This window comes from Hyphococcus sp. (assembly GCF_965267305.1).
In the GTDB taxonomy this organism is placed as follows: domain Bacteria; phylum Pseudomonadota; class Alphaproteobacteria; order Caulobacterales; family Parvularculaceae; genus Hyphococcus.
In genome coordinates this window covers 1,154,400-1,177,776 of the sequence record NZ_OZ253945.1, presented here as the reverse complement: position 1 = coordinate 1,177,776, position 23,377 = coordinate 1,154,400, and the positions used below count along the sequence as shown (strand labels likewise).

Genomic DNA, 23,377 nt, shown 5'->3' with positions numbered 1-23,377 from the left:
CTTCGCAACCGCAGAATTGACGATGTCCCTAGAAAAAAACTTCGATTTCCAGTCCGCCGAGGCCCGCCTTTACGAGGCGTGGGAGCGTTCCGGCGCGTTCAAGCCGTCGGGAGAGGGCGAGCCCTTCACCATCGTCATTCCGCCGCCCAACGTCACCGGCTCCCTCCATATGGGGCACGCCCTCAACAACACGCTGCAGGACATTCTCTGCCGGTTCGAGCGCATGCGCGGCAAATCCGTGCTGTGGCAGCCGGGCACCGACCATGCGGGCATTGCGACGCAGATGGTGGTCGAGCGCCAGCTCATGGAAAAACAGGAGCCGTCGCGCCGCGACATGGGCCGCGAGGCGTTTGTCGAGCGCGTCTGGAAATGGCGCCATGAGTCAGGCGGCACGATCATCAATCAGTTGAAGCGCCTCGGCGCCTCCTGCGACTGGTCGCGCGAACGCTTCACCATGGGAGAAGATGGGTCGTCCGATGACCAGATGGTCAGGGCGGTGATGAAGGTCTTTGTCGATCTTTACAATGAAGGCCTGATCTATCGCGACAAGCGCCTCGTCAACTGGGACCCGAAATTCGAAACCGCGATTTCCGATCTCGAAGTCGAGAACCAGGAAGTCGACGGCCATATGTGGCATTTCAAATATCCGCTGGCCGGAGGCGAAACCTATGAATATGTGGAGAAGGACGAAGACGGAAACGTAACCTTGCGCGAAACGCGCGATTACATTTCCATCGCGACGACGCGCCCCGAAACCATGCTCGGCGACGGCGCCGTGGCGGTGCATCCGTCCGACGAGCGCTACGCGCCGATCGTCGGCAAGCTCTGCGAAATTCCCGTGGGGCCGAAAGAACACCGCCGATTGATTCCGATCATTACGGACGATTATCCAGATCCTGATTTCGGCTCCGGCGCAGTGAAGATCACCGGCGGGCACGACTTCAACGACTATCAGGTCGCCAAGCGCCACAACATTCCCATGTACCGGCTCATGGATATGAAAGGCGCCATGCGCGACGACGGCGCCCCATACGCGGAAGAAGCGGCGAAGGCGCAGAAACTGGTGAAGAAGGGCGGCGAGCCGGATGCGTCTTATGTGGACGGCATCAATCTCGTGCCGGACGAATATCGCGGTCTCGACCGGTTCGAGGCGCGAAAGCGCGTCATCGCCGACATCGACGCTGAAGGCTTGATGATCCAGATCGAAGACAAAAAGATCATGCAGCCTTTCGGCGACCGCTCCGGCGTCGTCATCGAACCCATGCTCACCGATCAGTGGTATGTGGATGCGAAAACGTTGGCGAAACCGGCGATCGAGGCGGTGGAAACCGGCAAGACCAAGTTCGTCCCAGAAAACTGGACCAAGACCTATTATCAGTGGATGAACAATATCGAGCCGTGGTGCGTCTCGCGCCAGCTCTGGTGGGGACATCGCATTCCTGCGTGGTACGATGACCGAGGGAATATTTTCTGTGCTCCTGATGCGAACGCCGCGTATGAGCAAGCAGAAGAATTTTACAAAAAGAATTATGCAGACGAACCTGGGATCGAGCATGTAATTGATGATCTGCGGGCAGGGCCTCCAGATTTTGAACCTACGGGCGACCAGGTCATTGACGATGCTGCGTTTATTTTGCGTCAGGACGAGGACGTCCTCGATACATGGTTCTCTTCGGCGCTGTGGCCGTTCTCGACGCTCGGCTGGCCCGAGAAAACCGACGAGCTGGAAAAGCATTATCCGACCTCCGTCCTCGTCACGGCGTTCGACATCATCTTCTTCTGGGTGGCGCGGATGATGATGCAGGGCGTCCACTTCATGAAGGATGTGCCGTTTCACACGGTCTACATCCACGCGCTGGTGCTCGACGAGCATGGGCAAAAGATGTCGAAGTCGAAAGGCAACGTCATCGACCCGCTCGTCCTCATCGACAAATACGGCGCCGATGCGCTGCGCTTCACCTTGGCCGCGCAGGCGGCGCAGGGGCGCAATGTCCGCCTCGCGGAAGCGCGCGTTGAAGGCTATCGCAATTTCTCGACGAAACTGTGGAACGCCGCGCGCTTTGCCGAGATGAACGAGTGCAAGCCGGATGCGAATTTCGATCCGGCGAAAGCAAAGCTGACCCTCAACCAGTGGATCGTCCACGAAGCGAACCAATGCGCGGCGGATGTGACGCGCGAGATCGAGGCTTACCGCTTCAACGACGCGGCGGGCGCGATCTACAAATTCATCTGGAACGTCTTCTGCGACTGGCATTTGGAACTCGCCAAGCCCATTCTCATGGGCGAGGACGAGGCGGCTAAGACCGAAACCCGCGCGGCGACCGCCTGGGCGCTCGACCGCATCCTGCAATTGCTGCATCCTTTCATGCCGTTCGTGACGGAAGAACTCTGGGGCGCCTTCGCCAAGCGCGGCGCGCTGATGCTGAGCCAGTGGCCGTCTTTTGATGACGCCCTGAAAAATGACGCCGCCGCAGCGGAAATGAACTGGGTGATCGATCTCATCTCCTCCGTGCGCTCGGTGCGTCAGGAAATGAACGTGCCTGTCGCCGCGAAAATCCCATTGATCTTTGTCGGCGGGTCGGCGGACGATGCGGCGAAGCTGAAACGTCATGACGACGTGTTGAAACGCCTTGCGCGCCTGTCGGAGATTTCAACGGCTGACGCAGCGCCCAAGGGCGCGGTGCAGGTGGTTCATGCGGGCGCAGTGGCGGCGCTTCCCGTTGCTGATTTCATCGACATCGCCGCGGAGAAAGCGCGCCTCGCCAAGGAAAAAGACAAGACCGAAAAAGAAGTCGCCGGCATCGACAAGAAGCTCGCCAACAAGAACTTCGTCGACAAGGCGCCGAAGGAAGTCGTCGAGGAGCAGCATGTCCGCCGGGCGAGCTATGTGGAACAGCTTGAAAAGATCGACGCGGCGCTGGCGCGGTTGAAAGATTTGTAGTTTTTCCGACTTCCCCGGCCTGCGCCGGGATGATCGGAGATTGGTGGCTCTAATTCAGCTTGTCCAACGCGAATGTCTGATCCGCCTTTGTTTCCTGCTTCACGCCGTCCACAACTTCCGCAGGCTTCTTCGCCACGACAAGCAACCCTTCCACATCCGCGCCGCGATCCTTGCGCAACACCGCCTCTTCCATATTCGCCAACTCAAGCCCGGCCGCGGAAAGCGCGGAGGCGACGTAACCCGCCGAATGGGCGAAGCGTAAGGAGTCGCGCAATGTCGTTTCGGCTGCTTCTGAGCGCTCCACTGAGAAGGCGAAGAGCGCCCCGGGGGCGAGTTTCGCCGACGCGGCGGCGAAGAGATGCTTCAGATCGCCGAAATAGATGAAGACGTCGGCGGCGACGATGAGATCGTATGTGTGTTCCGTCTCGCCCAGAAACGACATGATGTCGGAACAGGCGAGGGCGTCGTAAACGCCTTTGTCTTTCGCCGCTGCCACCATGGCCTCGGCGAGATCGACGCCTTCGAGCCAGCCGGCGCTCGCGACGAACGCCTCGCCGGAGAGCCCGGTGCCGCAGCCGAGATCGAGCACGCGCCGGAAATGTTTCGGCGTCGCGCCGCCCATCTCCGCAACCATGGCGGCGAGTTTCTGCGGGGTCGCATAGGCGAGGCGTTCCACCAGCGCCTTGTCGAAATCCTCCGCATAGGAATTGAAGAGGCCCTTCACATAGGCGAGCGGAGCGGCGTCGATCTCGACGCTGGCGTCAAGGCGGGAAAGCTCGAGACTGGCGCCGAGAATATCGGCGGGGTCGCAGCGTAGCGCCTCGCGGAACGCGGCTGCGGCGCCCGCCGGATCGTGGGCCTCGCGCCGGGCGCGGCCGAGCGCCGCCCAGGCGTCCGCCCATTGCGGCGCGCGCTCCAATGCCTGTTCGAAGAGATCGGCGGCGGCGGCGGCGTCGCCTTCGCGGGCGAGGTCGAGGCCGTACTGATACCGGCGGTCGGCGATGAGATCGCCCGACGACCGCATGACGCGACGCATAGAAACTCCATGACGGAAAATCCGGCGCGGGATGTGCCGTTGGCCGGAAGGAAAATCAAGAGGGAAAAAGAGGCGGTTAACCGAAAGCAACCTGGGCGATCGGGGGCAGGTGGGCGCTCAAATGCCGCCAGCTTTGGCCGCCGTCGTCGCTCGCCCAGAGATTGCCTGTCGTCGAGCCCATGATGAGGCGGTCGCCGGTCTCGTCCACATCGAGGGCGTGACGGTAAACAAGGTCATAGCTTGGGTCGGGAAGACCTTTCGACTGCGGCGCGAACGACTTGCCGCCGTCGGTCGTTTTGTTGACCACCAGCTTTGCATCGACCGGCACGCGGTATTCATCCTTGATCCCCGGAACCAGCCAGGCGGTGTCCGGGTCATGGGGGTGCGCGGCGACCGCGAAGCCGAAGACGGCGGGTTTCACATCCTTGAATTCTACGAAGGTCTCGGCGCCGTCGCGCGACAGAAAGATTCCGTTGTGATGCTGGCACCAGACCGTGTCGGGATCGCTTGTGCAGGAGGCGAGGCGGTGCGGGTCTTGCGTGTTCAGCTCTTCCGACTGGTCGGGCGGCGTATAATCGGAGCGTAGACCCTTGCCGGTCAGCCGCCATGTTTCCCCGCGGTCATCGGATTTCCAGATTCCGCCGCAGGAAATGCCGAGGGTGAGTTTCTTCGAGTCGCGCGGATCGACGAGGATCGAATGAATGCCCGGCTTGTCGTAGCCGCCGCCGAACCAGCCCTTGCGCTCTTCGCGGTTCCATAGACTTTCGATCAGCGTCCAGCTTTCGCCGCGGTCTTCGCTTCGGAACAAGCCGCCGGGAATGACGCCGGCCCAGAGAACGCCGGGTTCGTCATCACCGCCAGTTTCCAGCGACCAGATGAGATCGACAGAGGGCGCGTCCTCGGCGCCGTCTTCCGCTTTTGGGAAGGCGGGCGGCGCCAGTTCTTTCCATGTGGCGCCGTCATCGTCCGAGCGGTGAAGCTTGCAGCCGAAATGTCCGAGATTGAGCGCGGCGTAGACTGCGCCGTCGCGTTTGTCTTTGAGGACCGCGCTGACCGGTTCGCCGAGAAAGTTGGGCGCGCCGGTCTTCCAGTCCGCGCCGATGCGGCGATAGGCGAACAGCCCCTTGCGGCTTGCGACGTAAAAGACGTCAGCCATGTTTCTCTCCCGATTGATCAGCCGCCCGACAGCGCCTGAAAGACGAAGACGCGATCGTTCTCTGCGACGGCGTCGCTCAATGTTACGCGGTCCGAAATCGCGACATCGTTGATGAAAATTTTGACGTGTTTTCTGAGGCGGTCCTGATCGTCGAGGATGTAGCCGCGCAAAGGCGCGTTTTCCTCGAACACGGCGTCCATGACCGCGCGCACAGTTTTGCCCGGCGCGGTCACCGGCGGGCAGGGCAGGTGCTTTTGCAAATTGTCCGTGAAGGAGACATGCGCCATCGGGCGCTCCTCGCATCTGATCCAATAGTTAGGTGAAAGCCTAACTTATATTTTCGGGGATGAGAAGCCCGAAAAGCGTTCAGGAGCGTCGAACAAACGCAAGCCTCTGATCGTTGAGGGAAATCACCTCTTCCAGCTCATAGATGTTTTCATATCCGTAGCCGTAGAGATTGATGAAAGTGGGGATATTGAGCGCCAGCTCCACGCGCTTCAGCGGGACGGGTTCGGCATTGTCCGCAAAATTGTTGTTGCAATAGATGAGGATGCGCCGGGATTTGTCGCCGATGAGTGTGTCGAGCTTTTCCTGCGTGAAATCCGAAAAGGGCAGATTGACTGCGCCGTTGATATGGCCGCGGGCGAAGGCTTCAGCGGAGCGGGAATCGAGAATGATCGTATCCTCGTCGGCGGCGTAGCGCAGAAACGTGTCGAGATCGATCAGCCGCTTTGCGCGATACGTCTCAACGTCACCGACCAAAGCAGCGAAGCCGGGGTAATCGATATTGGGATTGGCGTTTTGTTTCGTCGCAGGGCCAGCGGCGCATGCCGCCGCCAGCGATGCGGCGATGAGGACGCTGAGCGAAGCAAGGGATTTCATGACGCATCTCCTCCAAAGCGAGGAGATCGTGGCCGGCAAATCCGGCAGAATTATGCCGGCTTAAAGTTAATGCTCAGCTCGTCTCAGCCAGGAACGAAAGCTGGGTCACCATGGCGTTCCGCGCTTCGGCGTCGCGGTCGGTGAGTTTGGTCGGATAATCGCCGGTGAAACAGTGATCGGTGAAGGCCGGCGCGGTCTCGTCGCGCTTGCCTTTGCGGAACGCCTTGTAGAGCCCTTCGAGCGACAGGAAAGCGAGGCTGTCGACGCCGAGCATGGCGCGCACTTCTTCGACCGTGCGGCCGACGGAAATCAGTTCTTCATAGGACGGCGTATTGATGCCGTAAAAATCCGGATGCACGATCGGCGGACAGGCGATGCGCATATGCACTTCTTTCGCGCCCGCGTAACGCAGCATCTGCGCGATCTTGCGCGAGGTGGTGCCGCGCACGATGGAGTCGTCGATAAGGACGACGCGCTTGCCCTCAATGAGGGCGCGATTCGGCGAGTGCTTGCGCGCGACGCCCGCCTCGCGGATTTTTTGTTCCGGTTCGATGAAAGTGCGGCCGATATGATGGCTGCGGATCAGCGCCATCTCGTAGGGAAGTCCGGTTTTCTGCGCATAGCCGATGGCGGCGGGAACGCCTGAGTCCGGGATCGGCGAGACCATGTCGGCCTCGCAAGGCGCTTCCTTGGCGAGGCGTTCGCCAAGGCGCTTCCTCAATTCATAAACGCTCTGTCCGTCGACGACGGAGTTAGGCCGCGCGAAGTAAATGAGCTCGAAAATGCAGGGCCGCGCGTGATCTTTTTTCGGAAACACCTGACGGCTTTCGATCTTGCCGTTGGCGCGGCAGATGACGACTTCCCCGGGATTGATGTCGCGCACGAATTTCGCGCCGATCATGTCGAGGGCGCAGGTTTCCGAGGCGAGGATGGGGCAGCCTTTAAGATCGCCGAGAATGAGCGGACGGATGCCCACCGGATCGCGCGCGCCGATCAGGCCTTCCGGCGTCAGCACGGTCAGCGCATAGGCGCCTTCGACCTGTTTCAGGGACTCGATCAGCTTGTCGACGACGGAGAGATATTGCGAGCGCGCCGTCAGTTGCAGGAAAATTTCGGAATCCGAGGTCGACTGGAAAATGCAGCCGCGCCGGACGAGGTCGGCGCGCAGGGTTTTCGAATTGGTCAGATTGCCGTTATGGGCGATGGCGATGCCAGTCTGGTCGAGATCGGCGTAAAGCGGCTGTACGTTGCGCAGCACGGTCTCGCCTTGCGTCGAATAGCGCGTATGGCCGATGGCGGCGTCGCCTGCGAGGGAATGCAGCGTCTGCGCGTCGGAGAAATTATCCGAGACGAGGCCCATGAAGCGTTCATTGTGAAAATGCTTGCCGTCGAAGCTGGCGATCCCCGCCGCTTCCTGTCCGCGGTGCTGGAGCGCGTGAAGACCGAGGGCGGTGAGCGCCGCGGCGTCCGACGTGCCGATAATGCCGAAAACGCCGCATTCCTCGACGAGCTTCGGTTTGCCGACAAGCGCTTCAAGCTCTTGTTGGTCCGCTTTCCGCGCCGCGCCGTCGGTTCTGAGGAAGCTGGCGGCGCGGTCGGCAAAAGTCAGGGAAGCGTCGCCCGTGTCCTCAAATGGCGTGGTCATTCCGGATTGTCCTCGTTCAGGATGTCGGCGATGGGGTCGTCTTGTTCTTCGACATCTTCTGCAGTTTCGGCGCCGGGCGCGGAGTCTGCGATGGCCGGGTCGGTCGTGGTCACCGTGGTGACGATCTCGTTGAGGCTGTTGCGGTCGCTGCGCTCATAGCCGGAGACCGCCGCGTCTTCCTCGGGCTCGATTTGGGCAGGCTTCACCGGCGCGTCAAGGTCTGCGGTCTCGGGCGTGAAGCTTTCGAACCAGTGCGCCATACCGGCGGCGATGGGCCGTGTCACGGCCGATTTCACCTCTTCGGGCTGTTTCGCTTCGTCGAGATAGTAGGAATAACCAAGATAGCCGAGCCCGATGAGCACAAGGCCGCGGAAAAAGCCGAATACGCCGCCGCCGATTCGGTCGATGGTTTTGGCGCGGCCTTCCAGCGGGATCCGCTTGAGACCGATGTGAAAACCGATATGCGCCGCCAGAAAGAAGATGGCGATCAGAATGGCGGCGATGATGGCGGTGCCGAAAAAGCTGCCCGCCTGTCCGGTGACGGCGAGGGCCGGCTCGATCAGGAGGAGGGTGACGCCCCCGGCGACGGCAAGGGCTAGAAGGGTCGATAATTCGCGCAGGCCCCCGCGCAAGACGGCGAAGGCGGTGGAGATGCCGACGACCGCTAAAACCAGGAGATCAAACATTACTGAACCCGCCTATCGCCGCCCCGAAACGAGTGCTCGTTTTCATAGGGCGAGTCGCTTCCTGTCCCCGGCCAACTCCATAGCGGCGATGGGGATTTTTCTCAACCGCTGATGCTTACGGATTGCGCGCCCAGCGCGCCAAATCGGCGAGCGTTTCCGCCTCCACGACCTTGAGTGTCCCGCTTTGGGCCCCGGCCGGGGCGAGGGCGCCTGAAAAGCCCAGCTTTTTGGCTTCTTTAAGGCGGGCCTCGGTCTGGTTGACGGGCCTTACGGCCCCGGAAAGGGCGACTTCGCCGAAGACAACCCGGTCCCGGGGCAAAGGCGAATCGAAAAGCGAGGAGCAGAGCGCCGCGGCGGCGGCGAGATCGGCGGCGGGTTCGGCGATGCGGAGACCCCCGGCGACATTCAAAAAGACGTCATGGCGGCCGAAATCGAGGCCTGCGCGCGCATCGAGGACAGCGAGCAGCATGGAGAGCCTCGCGGAGTCCCAGCCCACCACGGCGCGGCGCGGCGATGCGAGGGAGGAGGGCGACACGAGCGCCTGGATTTCAACCAGCACCGGCCGCGTCCCCTCGATCCCGGCGAAGACGGCGGCGCCGGACACCGCCGCATCGCCGCCGGTGAGGAAGAGTTCGGACGGGTTCGCGACTTCGCGCAGGCCGTCGCCCGCCATCTCGAAGACGCCGATTTCGTGGGCCGCGCCGAAACGGTTTTTGACGGCGCGCAGGATGCGGAAATCGCGGCCCTGCTCGCTTTCGAAATACATCACCGCGTCGACCATATGTTCGACAACGCGCGGGCCGGCGATCTGTCCGTCCTTGGTGACGTGACCGACGAGCAGAAGAATAGCGCCGGATGATTTCGCGAAGCGGACTAGTTCCTGGGCGCAGGAGCGCACCTGCGTCACCGTGCCGGGGGCAGCGGGCAGCGCGTCGGACCACAAGGTCTGGATGGAATCGATGATGACGGCGTCGGGCTTTTCCGCTTTCAGCGTCGCGAGGATGTCGCGAAGCGATGTGCCCGATGCGAGATGCACCGGCGCCTTCTCGACGCCGAGACGCCGCGCCCGCAATCGGATCTGCGCCGTCGCTTCCTCGCCGGAGATATAGGCGACCGACGCGCCGCCTTTGGCGAGGCCCGACGCGATTTGCAACAGCAAGGTCGATTTGCCGACGCCGGGATCGCCGCCGATGAGCAGCGCCGAACCGGGCACAAGCCCGCCGCCGCAGGCGCGGTCGAATTCATTGTTGCCGGTAAGGAGCCGGGGCGCTTCTTCCGTAGAGCCGGTCAGGCTGGTGAACTCGATCTTTTTGCCTTTGGTTTTTGCGCCGCCTGAGCCTGCAAGGCTTCCCGGCGGTCCGGCCTCCGACGTTTCCTGCTGGATGGTGTTCCATTCCCCGCACGCCTCGCAGCGCCCGGCCCATTTTCCATAGACCGCGCCGCAGGACTGGCAGACATAAGTGTCGGAATGTTTGGCCAACGCGCCTCCGGCAAGCTCAGATGTTCTTTAAATGTTCTCTGGTTGATTTTGAGCGCCAATGCAAGGCCTGAAACGGGACGCGCGACATCTTCATTCGGCGGGGGGCAGGCGGATGGGCTCTCCAGGGGCCGCGCCGTCGACGAACCCGTCGGGCGTTTTGATGACGACGCCGTTGACGATCACATAGTCTATGCCCTCCGGCGCCAGTTGAGGCTCCGCATAGGTGGCGCGGTCGCTGACCGTGCCGGCGTTGAAGATAACGATATCGGCGTCCATGCCTTTTTGCAGACGGCCCTTGCGCGCCATTTGCGGCGCCGCCGCTTCGAGCGATGTCGCCGGCAGGTAAGACATCTTCCGGATCGCCGCCGGCAACGACAAAAGACCTTTCTCGCGAACGAAGCGGCCAAGCACGCTCGTATTCGTGCCGGCGTCGCGCGGGTGGCCGCCATTCGGATCCCAGCCGCCATCGGACGCGATTTGGGTTTCCGGATGGGCGACGCAGGCGTCGATCCATTCCTCTTTCATCCAGTGAATGATGACCAGGCCGCCTTTTTCACGGTACTCGGCGAAGTTGTCTTTCGTCAGCCGTTCGCCGGTTTGCGACCATTGGTAATTGTGAAATCTCTCTTCGGGCCATTCACGCCAATCCGCCCACATTTCGGCGCGGATATCGTTCATGCCCGCCGTATACGGATAACACTCCGTTGTGACTGCCACGCCCGCTTGTCGCGCAATATCGAGCTGATCAAGATTGCGTTCCACGTAATTGGCGGCTGACGAATTAAGATGGCTGATATGGATCGCGGCGCCGGACAGAAGCGCGCCTGCGATGGGCTCATAAATATAGGCGTAGTCGCTCGTCCGATCCCAGTCGCGAAGATGGATCTGAACAGACCGGTTGTATTTTGCGGCGAGTTTGAAAACCTCCAAAACCTCCGTCATCGTCGCGCCCGGCATGTATTCGACGCCCATGCCGACCGCGGGCGCGCCGTCCTTCAGGCCCTGCTCGACGATGGCGATGATCGCCGCCAGTTGTTCGTCTGTCACCGATGACTTGGCGATGGCCGCCATTTCATCGGGACCGATATCGCCGAGCTCGGCGATCCCCTTGTTCATCGCGGGAGGCGTTTTGCTGAGCGTCGCCAGTCTCGCGCCGGCCCATGAGGACGAGAAGCCGAAATTGATCAGCGCCTGATCCTTGAGCGCGTCGTAAGCGGCGGGGACGTCGTTGGCGCCTTCTTCAAAGTTGAACGTCGTCGTTACACCGTCTGCTGCGCGAAGGCGGAAGAGTTCGGGGCCCAGCACATAGGTGTTGCGGTCGATGAAGCCCGGCGCGACGACAAGGCCTTGCGCGTCAATCGTTTGCGCGCCGGCGAGCGGGCGCTTCGATATCGTCGCAATAGCGCCGTCTTTGACGCCGACATGGCGGATATCGTCAAGACCGGTTTCCGGGTCGATGACGCGGCCATTATTGATGGCGATGTCGTAGTCTTTCCCCGCCGCGCCATCCGCACTTGCAGCGACGACAATGATCGCGGCGATCAGAACTCGCACCATGGACTCTCCCTTCCACGCTGGCGGCCTGTCTTGTGTGCTGGATCATTTCACATCTCCTCCGCGTTTGATAGCCTGCGCCAAAAGCAGGGAAACGCCCATGTCAGACGTTGAGAACATCAATGCCTTCAACCCCTATCTCCGCGGTCTTTATGCGCCGGTGAGGGAGGAAGTCTCCGCCGACAATTTGCCGGTCATCGGCGAGATTCCGCGCGAGCTTCACGGCGCCTATTTCCGCAACGGGCCGAACCCCGCCAAACCGCCAAAGGGCATGCATCACTGGTTCGACGGCGACGGCATGATCCACGGGATCTGGTTTGAGAACGGCAAGGCGCGTTACCGCAACCGTTACGTCCGGACTGAAGATTTGAAACGCAACGGGTCGTCTGCGCTTGCGGGCATTTTCGAACCGTCGCGCGACGCGCCGGGGCGCAAAGTCAATTACCGCGACACGGCGAACACCGATCTTGTCGTCCACAACGGAAAGCTGCTGGCGCTGTGGTACATCTCGGGGCAGCCTGTCGCGGTTGACATGGAAACGCTCGAAACCATTGGCGCAGAAAATTTCGGCGGGAAACTGCCGCGCAATATTTCGGCGCACTCAAAGACCGATCCCAAAACCGGCGAACTCGTCTTTTTCGACTATGCGCTTTACGAGCCGAAAATGTGGACGGGAACGGTGTCGCGCGACGGCGCGCTGACGCAGTTTCAGGAGATCGATCTTCCCGGGCCGCGTCTTCCCCACGACATGGGCATGACGCAGAACTACGTCATCCTTCACGATCTTCCGGTGATCTTTTCCGAAGCCGCGATCCGCAACCGCCTATGGCAGATCCATGTGGCGGATCAGCCGACGCGCTTCGGCGTCGTGCCGCGCAAAGGCGGAGACGTGAAATGGTTCGAGTTCCCGACCTCCTACATCTATCACGTCATCAATAGCTGGGAGGAGGGCGACGAGGTCGTCATGGCCGCCTGCAAGATGGTCCCGAACGGCTTGAAGCCCGATCCGGCATACGGACCCTATGCGGCGATGGCCGACGTGCTGGCCCTGCGCGCGCAGCCTTTTCTCTGGCGCATGAACATGAAGACCGGCGCCGGGCGCGAGGAACAGATCGACGACGCGCTCTCGGAATTTCCCGTGGTCAACAACGACTATGCGGGGCGCAGGACGCGCTATTCCTATCACGTCGTTTTCGACGATTGCATCGAGCAGCGTTTTTCGGCGCTGCTGAAATACGATCTGCAGACGGGAAAGTGCGAACGCCACGATTTTCCGGAGGGCGTTTACGGATCGGAGCCCGCTTTCGCATCACGCAGCGGCGCAACCGAAGAAGACGACGGCTGGCTCGTCACGTTTACCGCCGACATGGGTGGGAACTCAGAAGCGCATGTTATCAATGCGCGCGATTTTTCAGCGCCGCCGGTCGCGCGCATAAAGCTGCCGCAACGCGTTCCGGCCGGGTTTCACGGGATCTGGGCCAAAGGCGCCTAGAGCGAATTTTTATTATTCCGCAGCCTGGCGATCCGCTGCGCGCGCTGCGGCGCGGCGCTTCCAGGCGCGCCGCCAGCTTTTCGGCCAGAAATGTCCGGACATCGGAACAACCGTCCGCTTCAGGAAAGGCTTGCGGCGGCGAACCTGTTTTGCGGCCGCTGATGTCTCCGCATGTAGATCGCCGAGCAAAGGCTTGCGGGGCGGATCGGCGAAGATCGGCTTCTCGATCGCCGGCTGCGCTTTGAGGTGCGGCGCCGCTTCGCGCGCAGTTTCAGCGGCGGTTTCAGAAATTGGGGGCTGCGATTGCGGCGCTTCTTGTCTTGGCGCCGCAGGCCTTGGCGCAGAGGGTGCTTCACGCTTCGGCAATTTGAGGCCGCTCGGCTTCACCGGCGTTTCCGGCTCGCCATAGAGCGCAGGCGCGCCAACGCGAATGCCCGGCTGGAAATAGGCGCGGTGAGCGCCGACCGCGAGCTTTACCGGCGCAGACGAAGCGCTGGCGGCGCTGTTCTGAGCTGCCGCCTGCTGCATCCCCGCTTGCTGCATCCCCCCTTGCTGCATCATCGCGCGTTCAATGGTTGAGGGTTTGTTCACTGGCTTTTCCATTGGCGCGGCTTTCGCCTGCTGCGGCGCCAGTTCCTCAGGAGAGATCATGACTGGCGTCCCGGTTTCTGCAGCGGCGGGCGCCGGTGCTGGCGTCTGGGCGGGCGGCGGCGTTCTCGCGGCCATGTCGGGCGTCAGTTGCGGAGATGACATCTCGGACTTGTCTTCCGCCGTGAAGGCGCGGCTCAGGCGCTCCTGCATGTCGCGCGGCGCATGGCTTGCCGCAACGCTCGCGGCGCCGGCGGGAATGTCTGTAATCTCCTCGGGCCGCGTCGCGGCTTTTGCTTTCGCGCGTTCGATGGCCGCGCTCTTGCGGGCGGCGCGGGTCTTGGCGCGTTTCGCCATAGCGAGCGCTTTCGCCTTTTCGCGCGCCTTGGCTTTCTTTTCGTCTTCCGCAGCTTCAGCCCTGGCTGCGGCGTCTTCGGTTTCACCTTGTTCAGACGGCGCATCGCCATATTGCGCGACACGTTCGTTCAGGCGGTCGAGCATCGCGTCTTCGGTCTTGCCGGCGTCCTTGCGTTTTGCGCCGGGCGCGGGTTTTGCGGCTTGCGCGGCGGGCGCTTCGGTGCGGAAGAGCGCGGTGATGTTTTCCTGACTTAACGGTTCGAGATTGAGCAGTTCGCGCACTTCGTTGATGCGATGCGGACGGAAATCCTTGAGCGCGCCGACCTTGCCGAGATGATTGCCTTGCGCCGCGGTGAAGCCGAGCCCGCGCAGCGCGGCGAGGGAAGCCTGATCCTCGACCCCGACGGCGGTGATGGCGGCATTGGCGTTGTTCGCCACATCGAGAAGATCGGCGATGGCGGAAAGACCGGGGCCGCGCACGGTGCGCGCAAATCTGAGGATCGCCGAACCGCCGGTCTTGATTTCGTCGAACGGAAACGGGTCGAGCGAGCGCAACAGCTCATTCGCCCGGCCCCGGACCTCGATGGCGAGGCGGGCGCCGGTTTCGCCGAGACGCTGGAAGTGGGCCTGCGCCGTCTCCAGCGGCATGTCCACGGGCGGCATGGGGCATTCGAGCGTCACGAGATCGGCGGGAAAATCGTGATCGCGCAAAAGCTTGGTGAAATGCGAGGTGAAGGCGTCGTCGCTCAGATCGGAGAGGGCGAGATTGACCGACAGGCCCGGCGGCCAGGGACCGCGCCAGTCCATGTAGGATTTGAGCGCGCTCGCCAGCACATAGCGGGTGAGTTCGCTCATCCGGCCTTGCGATTCGAAAAACGAAATGAATGCGCCCGGCGGCAGCATGCCGAGCTTCGGATGGCGCCAGCGGACGAAGGTTTCGACCCTGGCGAGGGCGCCATTGCCGAGATCGAACACCGGTTGAAAAAGGACTTCAAAGTCCTTGTTCTTTAAGGCGTTGTCGATGTCGACATTGGAAAGCCGAACTGCCTGAGCGCCCATCCCTTAGCCCTTCCGCCGGCCACATGGCCGCCGCCCCGGTTAACAATCCATCCATGTTCGGTGGCGCGGGTTAATTCTCGCTGAACAGGAAACCGAAGCATTCCCGCGCACCCTGCGTCGATTCAGGGCTTAAGGTAAACCGCTCATTAAGGGGTCTGGAAAAACCTTAATAGTCGAATTGCTCGCGGAGGACACGCTCCTCCAGCGACTGGCCGCGGTCGAACAGTAATGTCATGGCGATATTGCGATTCTCCTGTGCCTCCACCCGGATGACGTCGCGGACTTCCTGATTGTCGGCGACGGCGGAGACGGGGCGCTTGTCGCTCTCCAAAGTCTCGAACACGACGACCGCGTCCCTGGGCAGGAGCGCGCCGCGCCAGCGCCGCGGCCGGAACGCGCTGATCGGCGTCAGGGCCAGCATCTGCGCGGAGATCGGAAGAATCGGCCCGTGCGCGGAGAGGTTGTAGGCGGTGGAGCCCGCGGGCGTCGCGAGAAGCACGCCGTCGCAGGTGAGGCTTTCCATACGCACCTTGCCGTTGACGGAGATGCGGATGCGCGCCGACTGGCGGGTTTCGCGGAAGAGCGAAATCTCGTTGATCGCCGTCGCCTTGACCTTGTCGCCATTCATGGTGGTCGCGGTCATCTCCAGCGGATGAATGACCGCCGGTTCGGCGTCGGCGATCCGCTCCGGCAGTTCGTCCAGTCGCGCGTCGTTCATCATGAAGCCCACCGTGCCGCGATTGACGCCGTAGAACGGCTTGCCGAGATGGGCATGCGCACGCAGGACGTCGAGCATGAAGCCGTCGCCGCCTACGGGCACGATAACATCACACTCTTCGACCGTGTGATTGCCGTAGCGATCTTTCAGCTCTTGAAGTGTTTCCTGCGCAGTCGGACGGTCATGCCCCAAAAAGCCCATTTTCAGCTTTGCGGCGGCAGGCGCGTCTGAAGGCGAATTTGCATCACCCTGGTTTGCATTACCCGGGGGCTTTCGGTTTATGATGCGATCTGCCGCCTGATCTTTATTTAACGTCATGGAAGCCGATGCCTTTAGATTTTCCCGCCGATCTCGACCGCGCCACTATAGTCGAAAGATTCCGCCGCGTCAGGGCGGACAGCGAGGCGCTCGCGGCGCCCCTGTCTCCGGAGGATTGCCTCTTGCAGTCCATGGAGGCGGCAAGCCCGGTCAAATGGAACCTCGCCCATACGAGCTGGTTTTTCGAGACCTTCATCCTGACGCCCCATGCGCCGGATTATGAGCCGTTTCACCCCGATTTCTGCTATCTCTTCAACTCCTACTATAACGGCGTCGGCGACCGGCATCCCCGTGACATCCGCGGGCTTGTCTCGCGCCCGTCGCTCGAGATGGTCTACGCTTATCGCGCGCATGTGAACGAGGCGTTGACGGCGTTCATCGAAAAGGCCGGCGAAGAAACGCTCGCTGCGATCGCGCCGCTGCTCGCCCTCGGTTTCGCTCATGAAGAACAGCATCAGGAATTGCTGGTCACCGATCTGCAGCACGCCATGTCGTTCAATCCGACCAAGCCGGTCGTTTACGAACTTCCCGCCGATGCTGAGCGCAAGGCGGCGCCGGCGATGCGCTGGCGGCGGATGGAAGGCGGCCTCTGCGACATCGGCTGGGACGGCGTCGGTTTTGCGTTCGACAATGAAGGCCCGCGCCACAAGATCTATCTTCATCCATTCGAACTTGCGAACCGGCCGGTGACCAATGCAGAGTTTATCGCCTTTATTGAAGACGGCGGCTATGAAACCCCCGATCACTGGCTCTCCGACGGTTGGGACGCGGTGCAGGCGGAAGGCTGGGACGCGCCGCTTTACTGGCGCAAGGAGGAGGGGCGCTGGCTGCAATATTCTCTCTTCGGCGAGCGGGACATTGATCTGCATGCCCCGGTTTCGCATGTGAGCCATTTCGAGGCGGCGGCCTATGCGAGCTGGGCGGGCGGGCGCCTGCCGACGGAAGTCGAATGGGAGGCGGCGGCGTCGCTGTTCCCGACCGAAGGCCGCTTCATGAAAGGCGGGGTCCTGCGCCCGCCGGCGGCGGCGCCGCAGCCGCAAGGCGACGAGCTCCTGCAGCTTTTCGGCGATGTCTGGGAATGGACCCACAGCGCCTATCTGCCCTATCCGGGCTTCAAGGCCGTGGAAGGCGCGGTCGGAGAATACAACGGCAAGTTCATGTCCGGCCAGATGGTGCTCCGGGGCGGCTCGTGCGCCAGTCCCGAGGGGCATCTGCGCGTCAGTTACCGTAATTTCTTCCCGCCCGACGCGCGCTGGCAATATTCGGGCTTCCGGCTTGCCAGGGACATTAACTGATCTCAATCATGGCGCCGGGCGGCGTATTCTTCTAAACTTGACCTCAGAAGAAAGCCGAGGAGGAACGGTCATGACGGCGCAGATGAAAGTGGTCAAAGGCATCGACAAGGAGCCCGGTTTCAATATCCCGGACCCGCTCAGCCTGCCGTCTCTCAAGGGCAAGGTGAGCGACGAGGAGTGGCGCTTGCGCTGCGATCTTGCGGCGACCTACCGTCTGGCGTCGATCTACGGCATGACCGACATGATCTTCACGCATTTTTCCGTGCGCTGCCCCGATGAAGGCGGCAAGGCGCGGTTCCTCATCAATCCTTACGGCGTTTTCTTCGACGAAATGACGGCCTCGGCGCTGATCAAGGTCGATGTCGACGGCCAAGTTGTCGGCGACACCCCTTATTTCTCAAACCCGGCGGGCTTCACCATTCACTCGGCCGTTCACATGGCGCGCGACGACGCCCATGCGGTTCTTCATGTGCACAGCCCCTATGGCGTCGCCGTGTCGGCGCAGCAGGACGGGCTCAAGCGTCTGACGCAGTTCGCCATGGTGGTGCATGACGATCTCGCCTATCACGACTATGAAGGCATCGCGACGGACCTTGAAGAACGCGAGCGCCTCGTCGCCGATCTCGGGGCGCATCATTTCATGATCCTGCGAAATCACGGCACGCTGACCGTCGGCGCCAATTGCGCGACGGCGTTCCTGCGCCTCTATTTTCTGGAACAGGCCTGCAAGGCGCAAATCCTTGCGCAATCGGACACGAAACCCCCGCGCGAGGAAAGCCCGGAAATGAGCGCCAAGGTGATGCAGCAGGGCTCGCCCGCTTTCGTCCCCGGCCTCGGCGACAATCTCGCCTGGCCCGGATTGCTCCGCAGGCTGAACAGAATGAATCCAGGGTTTGATGTCTAGGCGTTACTTCAGCGTCTTCAGATAGGCGATGAGGTCGGCGCGTTTCTGCGCATCGCGCTGGCCGGCATAGGCCATGCGGTTGCCGCGCAAAAAGGCTTGCGGGTTTTCAATAAAGGCGCCGAGATTTTCCTCGGTCCAGACGATGTTCGCTTCCGCCAGCGCCTTAGAATAGGCGAACCCGTCCTGCTTTCCCGCCTCATGGCCGACAATGCCGAAAAGGTTGGGGCCGACGCGATGGGCGTCTCCCTGTTTCACCGTGTGGCAGACGGCGCATTCGTTGAAGTAGCGGCGGCCGCGCTCCTCCGGGGTCGCCGGGGCTTCGCTGGCCGCGGCCGATGGACCGGGGGCAGCGGGCGCGGCGCCGGAACTGTCGCTCTCGCCCCCGCAGGCGGCGAGGAGAAAGGCGGCGGCAAGGACGAAAGAGCGATACATGAGCGATTCCCGAAAATTGACGGGGTCTCTATACCCCCTGAAGCGTTTTCAGGAAAAGTGGAAACCGGTTTTCAGTCGAAAACGCGACCAAACAAGAATCCAGAGCCGTTTTGGCTCAAGGCAAAAAAGCGAAACGGCTCTAGTCAGATCGTCTCCAATCCGTTATCGGTGCGGCCAATGCCCCTATAGCTCAGCTGGTAGAGCAACTGATTTGTAATCAGTAGGTCGTTCGTTCGAGTCGGACTGGGGGCACCATCATTCCAATATAAAAAGGCCGGCCCAACAAGGACCGGCCAGCGACAAGAGAAACCCATAATTGCCGCTTATTGCGCAAACATTACTGCGTCAATTTCGTTCCGTAGCCTTACTGAGTGAGCGAACGCAGCATCCATGCGGTTTTTTCATGGGTCTGGATGCGCACGGTGAGAAGATCGGCGCTCGCCGCGTCGCCTGCTTCTTCGGCGGTTTCGAGCCCCTTGCGGGCGCGTTTGATCAGGGTTTCATGATCGGAGAGCAGGCGCTTAATCATCTCTTCGGCGCGCGGCGGTTTCGAGTCCGCATTGTCGATGCCGGAAAGCTCGGCGAACTGTTTGCCGCTCGTCGGCGCGAAAACGCCAAGGGCGCGCACCCGTTCGGCGATCTCGTCTAGCGCCGCCCACATCTCGCGGTACTGCTCCTCGAACATCACATGCAGGGTCTGGAATTGCGGGCCCGTGACGTTCCAGTGATAGGCGTGGGTTTTCATATAAAGCGAATAGGTGTCGGCAAGCGTCGCGTTGAGCGCGTCAGCGACAGCGTTGCGGGCGTTTTCTTCAATGCCAATATCGACTTTCATCTGGGTTCTCTCCTTTATCTATTCCTATGGTGACCAAGACATAGGAACGCCAACGAAAACAATCAAATTGATAATCTCAAAACGATTGTTCGATATTATCGATGGAACTATCGGCCCCAGCCTACACTAAAAAACGGCCGGGGCGCCCTGATCGAATGTATGACGCGCACGCGCCTCTATATTATTTTAGAGAGGCGCAGAAACGCTGGATCCGGGTGCAGGCGTCGCGCATGTCGTCGATGGAGGCGGCGTAGGAGACGCGGAAGAACGGGGCGAGGCCGAAGGCGGCCCCGAACACCGCCGAGACGCCCTCAGCCTGCAGCAGCTGCGTCGTGAAGTCCTCGTCAGTGGCGATTTTCACGCCGCCCGGCGTCGTCTTGCCGATGGTCCCCGCGCAGGAGGGGTAGACGTAGAATGCGCCCTCGGGTTTTGCGCAGGAGAGGCCCTCCGCCTCGTTCAGCATGTCGACCACCAGATCGCGGCGTTGCTTGAACGCGTTGTTGCGCTCGATCAGGAAGGACTGGTCGCCGTTCAGCGCGGCAACGCAGGCATATTGCGTGATGGAGCAGGGATTCGATGTCGATTGCGACATGACTTTCGCCATGGCCTTGATCAGCGGTTGCGGTCCGCCCGCATAACCGAGGCGCCAGCCGGTCATGGCGTAGGCTTTCGACGCGCCATTGACCGTCAGCGTACGGTCGAACAGCGACGGTTCGACCTGCGCCGGGGTGAAGAATTTGAAATCATCATAGACGATATGCTCATACATGTCGTCGGACATGATCCAGACATGGGGATGGCGGACGAGCACGTCCGTCAGCGCCTTGATCTCGTCGCGCGTATAGGCCGCGCCCGTTGGGTTCGACGGCGAGTTGAAGATGAACCATTTGGTTTTCGGCGTGATCGCCTTTTCAAGATCTTCCGGCTTCAGTTTGAAACTGTCTTCCTGCGTCGTCGGAACGATCACCGGTTCGCCACCGGCGAGATAGGTCATGTCCGGATAGGAGACCCAGTAAGGCGCCGGAATGATGACTTCGTCGCCGGGGTTCAGCGTCGCCACCAGCGCGTTGTAAAGAACGGCCTTGCCGCCCGGCGCGACGTTTATTTCGCCAACTGTGTAAGTCAGGTCGTTATCGCGCTTGAACTTTGCCGCGACCGCTTCTTTCAGTTCGGGAATGCCGTCGACATTCGTGTATTTCGTCTTGCCGTCGCGGATCGCTTTGATCGCCGCTTCCTTGACGAAATCCGGCGTGTCGAAATCCGGCTCGCCGGCGCCGAGGGAAATGATGTCGCGGCCCTGCGCCTTGAGGTCGCGGGCCATCTGGGTCGCCGCGAGGGTCGGGGAGGGCTTGATGCGCTTGAGGGCGTCGGAAGTCTGAAAGCTGCTCATTATCGATTCCAAGGCTGATGCGAGGGCTGTGTACCCCCTTGTTGCGGCGCAACCAATGGTTTTTGTGAAGGCTAAGCACGCCAATTGCCGCGCCCGGAGACAGGCTAACAGAAAGGTTAGTTTCCTTAGCTTTTCACCCGATGAGGCCGCTCAGGGCGTTAACGTCTTCCGCTCGGGGCGATTTTTCACGCCTCTGGGGAAAATCACCGTAGAAACTTCAACCGCAAGTTTTGTTTTGACCCGCGCGCCGATTGTGATTTCATGGGGGCACAGCGGGGAACAAGGGAGAGCGTAATGATTGCGGAGCTCCAGACCGCCATTTCGAAAGTTCCCAGCCGCAAGGCCCGCCTGAAAGGGCTGACGCAGGTTGAAGCGGTCAAGATCAAGGTCGAGCGGGCGGCGCTCCTGTTTCGCGGCGCGCTGACAGCCGTCATCGCCAGTTCAATTAATGCGCTCGTCACCCTCGCCGTCGCCTGGAACGCGGTCGAGCATAAGATCCTTTTCTCTTGGGCAGGCGTTATTCTCGCCATTGCGGCTTTCCGTGCTGCCTTGTGGCTGCGCTATCGCATGGGCGGCGTCGGTGCGCGGCATCTTTCCAATTTCGCGAAGCTGCATGTTTTCTTCATGGCGCTGAACGGCATGGCGTGGGGCGCGCTGGCGCCGATCTTTGCGGTGCATGGCGTTATCGATCACGCCTTCCTGCCTTTCGTGCTCGCCGGCATGACGGCGGCGTCAATCGTATCCGCCGGCTCATCCTGGCGCGCGGTTCTTGCGTTCAACATTCCGGCGCTGGCGCCGCTGGCCGCGACATACGCCTACACCGCCAGCGCGAACGGATGGGCCATCGCCGCCGTGGTCGTTCTTTATGGCGTCGCCACCGGTTATCTCGCTTTCGTCACGCAGCGCATGATCGACCGGTCGATCCTGCTGCACACGAAGAACGAAAAACTGCTCACGGCGCTGAGGCGCAAGGTCGATACGGCGCATACGGCGGAACAGCGGTTCCGCGCGCTTGTTGAGTCTTCTCTCGACGTGACGCTGATCTTTTCGCCCGAGGGCCGCGTCGTTTACGCGAGTCCCTCGGCCGAAAAAGCGTTCGGCGTGCCGGCCTATGCGCTGCGCGGGCGCCGGACCAAAGAGATGGTGCATCCCGACGACATGCCCATGTTCCGCGCCGTGGGCGAGAAATCTCTGTCGCAACTGGGCGAGGGGATGGCGCTGCCCCATGTCTGCATGCGCTCCGGCGAGGGCGGGGAGTATGTGGCTTTCTCGGGCCGTCTCACCAACATGCTTTATGTGCCGGGCGTTGAGGGCTTCGTCTTTTGCGGCGGGCGCCTCCATGAACAGGCGGCGCGCCGCCACCATATCCACGCGGCCGAGTGACGGCGCTTGCCGCTTGCCTCCTCCGGCGATCTTCCCCATTAACGTGGCCTATTAACGCGGAATGCCGCGCTGATTGGGCGCGGGGGCTAAAGATCGAGGGGCGAGAGTGCTTCAAGGCGTCAGGATTGTCGAATTCGAGGGGCTCGGGCCAGGGCCCTTTTGCGGCATGCTGCTGGCCGATCTCGGCGCTGACGTCATTCTCATCGAACGCAAGGGCGGCGCTGATGCAGGGAAAGCGGCGATCTACAAACGCGGCAAGCGCTCTATCGCGCTCGATCTCAAAAACGACGACGCGAAGAAAATCGCCCTCGATATTATCGCTAGCTCCGACGCGCTGATCGAGGGGCTTCGCCCTGGCGTCATGGAGCGGCTGGGGCTCGGCCCCGACGAGGCCCGGGCGCGCAACAGAAAATTGGTCTACGGACGATTAACCGGCTGGGGCCAGACAGGGCCGCTGTCCCACACGGCGGGCCACGACATCAATTACGCCTCCCTCTCGGGCGCGGCATGGTATGCCGGGAGCGAAGGCGAAGCGCCTGTTCCGCCGCCGACGCTGGTGGGCGATGTGGGCGGCGGCGCGCTCTATCTCGCTATCGGCATTCTCGCGGGTATCATGCGCGCAAGAGAGACGGGCGAGGGGACGGTGGTCGACGCCGCCATCGTCGACGGGTCGGCGCATATGATGAACCTGCTTTATTCGGTGCGCGCCGCCGGCGCCATGCCTGATGCGCGGGGAAGGAGCATGCTCGACGGCGCGCATTTCTACAGCGCCTATGAATGTGCGGATGGGGGCTGGATTTCCATCGGGCCGCTGGAGCCGAAATTCTATGCGGAGCTTCTGGAGAAGCTCGATCTTTCCGCCGATGCGGATTTCGCCGCGCAATATGACGGGTCGAAATGGCCCGCCTTGAAAAAACGTTTCGCGGAGATTTTCAAAACCAGGTCGCGCGATGACTGGACAAAGCTGCTTGAAGGAACCGATGTCTGTTTCGCGCCGGTTCTGGCGCCCTCAGAGGCAGCGGCGCATCCGCATATGAAAGCGCGCGGCGTCCTCAAAGAAGCAAACGGCGTTCTGCAGGCGCTCGCCGCGCCGCGTTTTGACGGCGCCGCGCCAGCCGATCCGAAGCCTGTCCCGTCACCCGGCCAGCACGCCGAGGAAATCCTTGCGGAAATCGGCGTCGATGACCGGGCGATCGCGGCCTGGCGCGAGGCCGGGGTGCTCTGAC

General features: G+C 61.6%; 19 protein-coding genes and 1 tRNA gene. 7 read left to right on the top strand and 13 right to left on the bottom strand.

Features of this window, described 5'->3' with window-relative positions:
* Positions 1 to 22 precede the first annotated feature (22 nt).
* Complete coding sequence (locus ACQY5P_RS05635; protein WP_428409869.1) at positions 23 to 2,941, top strand: valine--tRNA ligase; 2,919 nt, start codon at positions 23 to 25, stop codon at positions 2,939 to 2,941.
* A 49-nt stretch (positions 2,942 to 2,990) separates the two neighbouring features.
* Here ACQY5P_RS05635 and ACQY5P_RS05630 read toward each other — a convergent pair whose 3' ends face one another.
* The 8 genes from ACQY5P_RS05630 to ACQY5P_RS05595 form a co-directional block, all read right to left on the bottom strand.
* Positions 2,991 to 3,977 (bottom strand): methyltransferase domain-containing protein, encoded by a 987-nt coding sequence (locus tag ACQY5P_RS05630; protein WP_428409868.1) that lies wholly within the window; start codon positions 3,975 to 3,977, stop codon positions 2,991 to 2,993.
* A gap of 76 nt (positions 3,978 to 4,053) precedes the next feature.
* Positions 4,054 to 5,133, bottom strand: a complete 1,080-nt coding sequence (locus tag ACQY5P_RS05625) for a WD40/YVTN/BNR-like repeat-containing protein (protein WP_428409867.1) — start codon at positions 5,131 to 5,133, stop codon at positions 4,054 to 4,056.
* Between the two features lie 17 nt (positions 5,134 to 5,150).
* Positions 5,151 to 5,420 (bottom strand): MoaD/ThiS family protein, encoded by a 270-nt coding sequence (locus ACQY5P_RS05620; protein ID WP_428409866.1) that lies wholly within the window; start codon positions 5,418 to 5,420, stop codon positions 5,151 to 5,153.
* Between the two features lie 79 nt (positions 5,421 to 5,499).
* Entirely contained in the window at positions 5,500 to 6,015 is a 516-nt protein-coding gene (locus tag ACQY5P_RS05615) for a rhodanese-like domain-containing protein (protein ID WP_428409865.1), read from the bottom strand.
* Between the two features lie 73 nt (positions 6,016 to 6,088).
* Entirely contained in the window at positions 6,089 to 7,660 is a 1,572-nt protein-coding gene (gene purF / locus ACQY5P_RS05610; protein ID WP_428409864.1) for an amidophosphoribosyltransferase, read from the bottom strand.
* Positions 7,657 to 8,346 carry a CvpA family protein gene (locus ACQY5P_RS05605; RefSeq protein WP_428409863.1) on the bottom strand — a complete coding sequence of 230 codons (690 nt, stop codon included), beginning with the start codon at positions 8,344 to 8,346 and terminating at the stop codon, positions 7,657 to 7,659. The genes purF and ACQY5P_RS05605 overlap by 4 nt, the downstream gene beginning before the upstream one ends.
* 115 nt (positions 8,347 to 8,461) lie before the next feature.
* Positions 8,462 to 9,826: a DNA repair protein RadA gene (radA, locus tag ACQY5P_RS05600; RefSeq protein WP_428409862.1), complete on the bottom strand. Its 1,365-nt coding sequence runs from the start codon at positions 9,824 to 9,826 to the stop codon at positions 8,462 to 8,464.
* A 90-nt stretch (positions 9,827 to 9,916) separates the two neighbouring features.
* On the bottom strand, positions 9,917 to 11,383 hold the full coding sequence (locus ACQY5P_RS05595) for an amidohydrolase family protein (RefSeq protein ID WP_428409861.1): 1,467 nt from the start codon (positions 11,381 to 11,383) through the stop codon (positions 9,917 to 9,919).
* Between the two features lie 97 nt (positions 11,384 to 11,480).
* Between ACQY5P_RS05595 and ACQY5P_RS05590 the strand changes: the two genes are divergently transcribed.
* Positions 11,481 to 12,872 carry a carotenoid oxygenase family protein gene (locus ACQY5P_RS05590; RefSeq protein ID WP_428409860.1) on the top strand — a complete coding sequence of 464 codons (1,392 nt, stop codon included), beginning with the start codon at positions 11,481 to 11,483 and terminating at the stop codon, positions 12,870 to 12,872.
* A gap of 12 nt (positions 12,873 to 12,884) precedes the next feature.
* On the opposite strand, the gene ACQY5P_RS05585 is transcribed toward ACQY5P_RS05590, so the two are convergent.
* Both ACQY5P_RS05585 and ACQY5P_RS05580 read right to left on the bottom strand, forming a co-directional pair.
* On the bottom strand, positions 12,885 to 14,876 hold the full coding sequence (locus ACQY5P_RS05585) for an EAL domain-containing protein (protein ID WP_428409859.1): 1,992 nt from the start codon (positions 14,874 to 14,876) through the stop codon (positions 12,885 to 12,887).
* A 166-nt stretch (positions 14,877 to 15,042) separates the two neighbouring features.
* Complete coding sequence (locus ACQY5P_RS05580; protein WP_428410637.1) at positions 15,043 to 15,795, bottom strand: NAD kinase; 753 nt, start codon at positions 15,793 to 15,795, stop codon at positions 15,043 to 15,045.
* 125 nt (positions 15,796 to 15,920) lie between these two features.
* Here ACQY5P_RS05580 and egtB point away from each other — a divergent pair, with 125 nt between their 5' ends.
* Entirely contained in the window at positions 15,921 to 17,207 is a 1,287-nt protein-coding gene (gene egtB, locus ACQY5P_RS05575; protein ID WP_428409858.1) for an ergothioneine biosynthesis protein EgtB, read from the top strand.
* 70 nt (positions 17,208 to 17,277) lie between these two features.
* Positions 17,278 to 18,111, top strand: a complete 834-nt coding sequence (locus tag ACQY5P_RS05570; RefSeq protein WP_428409857.1) for a class II aldolase/adducin family protein — start codon at positions 17,278 to 17,280, stop codon at positions 18,109 to 18,111.
* Between the two features lie 3 nt (positions 18,112 to 18,114).
* Here ACQY5P_RS05570 and ACQY5P_RS05565 read toward each other — a convergent pair whose 3' ends face one another.
* Entirely contained in the window at positions 18,115 to 18,543 is a 429-nt protein-coding gene (locus ACQY5P_RS05565) for a c-type cytochrome (protein ID WP_428409856.1), read from the bottom strand.
* Between the two features lie 179 nt (positions 18,544 to 18,722).
* Between ACQY5P_RS05565 and ACQY5P_RS05560 the strand changes: the two genes are divergently transcribed.
* Positions 18,723 to 18,798: transfer RNA gene (locus tag ACQY5P_RS05560), tRNA-Thr, on the top strand.
* Positions 18,799 to 18,907: 109 nt separating this feature from the next.
* Here ACQY5P_RS05560 and ACQY5P_RS05555 read toward each other — a convergent pair.
* Positions 18,908 to 19,378 (bottom strand): Dps family protein, encoded by a 471-nt coding sequence (locus ACQY5P_RS05555; RefSeq protein WP_428409855.1) that lies wholly within the window; start codon positions 19,376 to 19,378, stop codon positions 18,908 to 18,910.
* Between the two features lie 181 nt (positions 19,379 to 19,559).
* On the bottom strand, positions 19,560 to 20,768 hold the full coding sequence (locus ACQY5P_RS05550) for a pyridoxal phosphate-dependent aminotransferase (RefSeq protein ID WP_428409854.1): 1,209 nt from the start codon (positions 20,766 to 20,768) through the stop codon (positions 19,560 to 19,562).
* 294 nt (positions 20,769 to 21,062) lie between these two features.
* Here ACQY5P_RS05550 and ACQY5P_RS05545 point away from each other — a divergent pair, with 294 nt between their 5' ends.
* The gene (locus ACQY5P_RS05545) at positions 21,063 to 22,151 is read left to right on the top strand and encodes a PAS domain S-box protein (protein ID WP_428409853.1); all 1,089 of its coding nucleotides are present in this window, start codon (positions 21,063 to 21,065) and stop codon (positions 22,149 to 22,151) included.
* 106 nt (positions 22,152 to 22,257) lie between these two features.
* The gene (locus tag ACQY5P_RS05540; protein ID WP_428409852.1) at positions 22,258 to 23,376 is read left to right on the top strand and encodes a CaiB/BaiF CoA transferase family protein; all 1,119 of its coding nucleotides are present in this window, start codon (positions 22,258 to 22,260) and stop codon (positions 23,374 to 23,376) included.
* The last annotated feature ends 1 nt before the right edge of the window (position 23,377 follow it).

Coding starts and splice junctions, on each gene's coding strand:
- ACQY5P_RS05635 (WP_428409869.1), top strand. CDS start 23: ATGTCCCTAGAAAAAAACTTCGATTTCCAGTCCGCCGAGGCCCGCCTT.
- ACQY5P_RS05630 (WP_428409868.1), bottom strand. CDS start 3,977: ATGCGTCGCGTCATGCGGTCGTCGGGCGATCTCATCGCCGACCGCCGG.
- ACQY5P_RS05625 (WP_428409867.1), bottom strand. CDS start 5,133: ATGGCTGACGTCTTTTACGTCGCAAGCCGCAAGGGGCTGTTCGCCTAT.
- ACQY5P_RS05620 (WP_428409866.1), bottom strand. CDS start 5,420: ATGGCGCATGTCTCCTTCACGGACAATTTGCAAAAGCACCTGCCCTGC.
- ACQY5P_RS05615 (WP_428409865.1), bottom strand. CDS start 6,015: ATGAAATCCCTTGCTTCGCTCAGCGTCCTCATCGCCGCATCGCTGGCG.
- purF (WP_428409864.1), bottom strand. CDS start 7,660: ATGACCACGCCATTTGAGGACACGGGCGACGCTTCCCTGACTTTTGCC.
- ACQY5P_RS05605 (WP_428409863.1), bottom strand. CDS start 8,346: ATGTTTGATCTCCTGGTTTTAGCGGTCGTCGGCATCTCCACCGCCTTC.
- ACQY5P_RS05595 (WP_428409861.1), bottom strand. CDS start 11,383: ATGGTGCGAGTTCTGATCGCCGCGATCATTGTCGTCGCTGCAAGTGCG.
- ACQY5P_RS05590 (WP_428409860.1), top strand. CDS start 11,481: ATGTCAGACGTTGAGAACATCAATGCCTTCAACCCCTATCTCCGCGGT.
- ACQY5P_RS05585 (WP_428409859.1), bottom strand. CDS start 14,876: ATGGGCGCTCAGGCAGTTCGGCTTTCCAATGTCGACATCGACAACGCC.
- ACQY5P_RS05580 (WP_428410637.1), bottom strand. CDS start 15,795: ATGGGCTTTTTGGGGCATGACCGTCCGACTGCGCAGGAAACACTTCAA.
- egtB (WP_428409858.1), top strand. CDS start 15,921: ATGCCTTTAGATTTTCCCGCCGATCTCGACCGCGCCACTATAGTCGAA.
- ACQY5P_RS05570 (WP_428409857.1), top strand. CDS start 17,278: ATGACGGCGCAGATGAAAGTGGTCAAAGGCATCGACAAGGAGCCCGGT.
- ACQY5P_RS05565 (WP_428409856.1), bottom strand. CDS start 18,543: ATGTATCGCTCTTTCGTCCTTGCCGCCGCCTTTCTCCTCGCCGCCTGC.
- ACQY5P_RS05555 (WP_428409855.1), bottom strand. CDS start 19,378: ATGAAAGTCGATATTGGCATTGAAGAAAACGCCCGCAACGCTGTCGCT.
- ACQY5P_RS05550 (WP_428409854.1), bottom strand. CDS start 20,768: ATGAGCAGCTTTCAGACTTCCGACGCCCTCAAGCGCATCAAGCCCTCC.
- ACQY5P_RS05545 (WP_428409853.1), top strand. CDS start 21,063: ATGATTGCGGAGCTCCAGACCGCCATTTCGAAAGTTCCCAGCCGCAAG.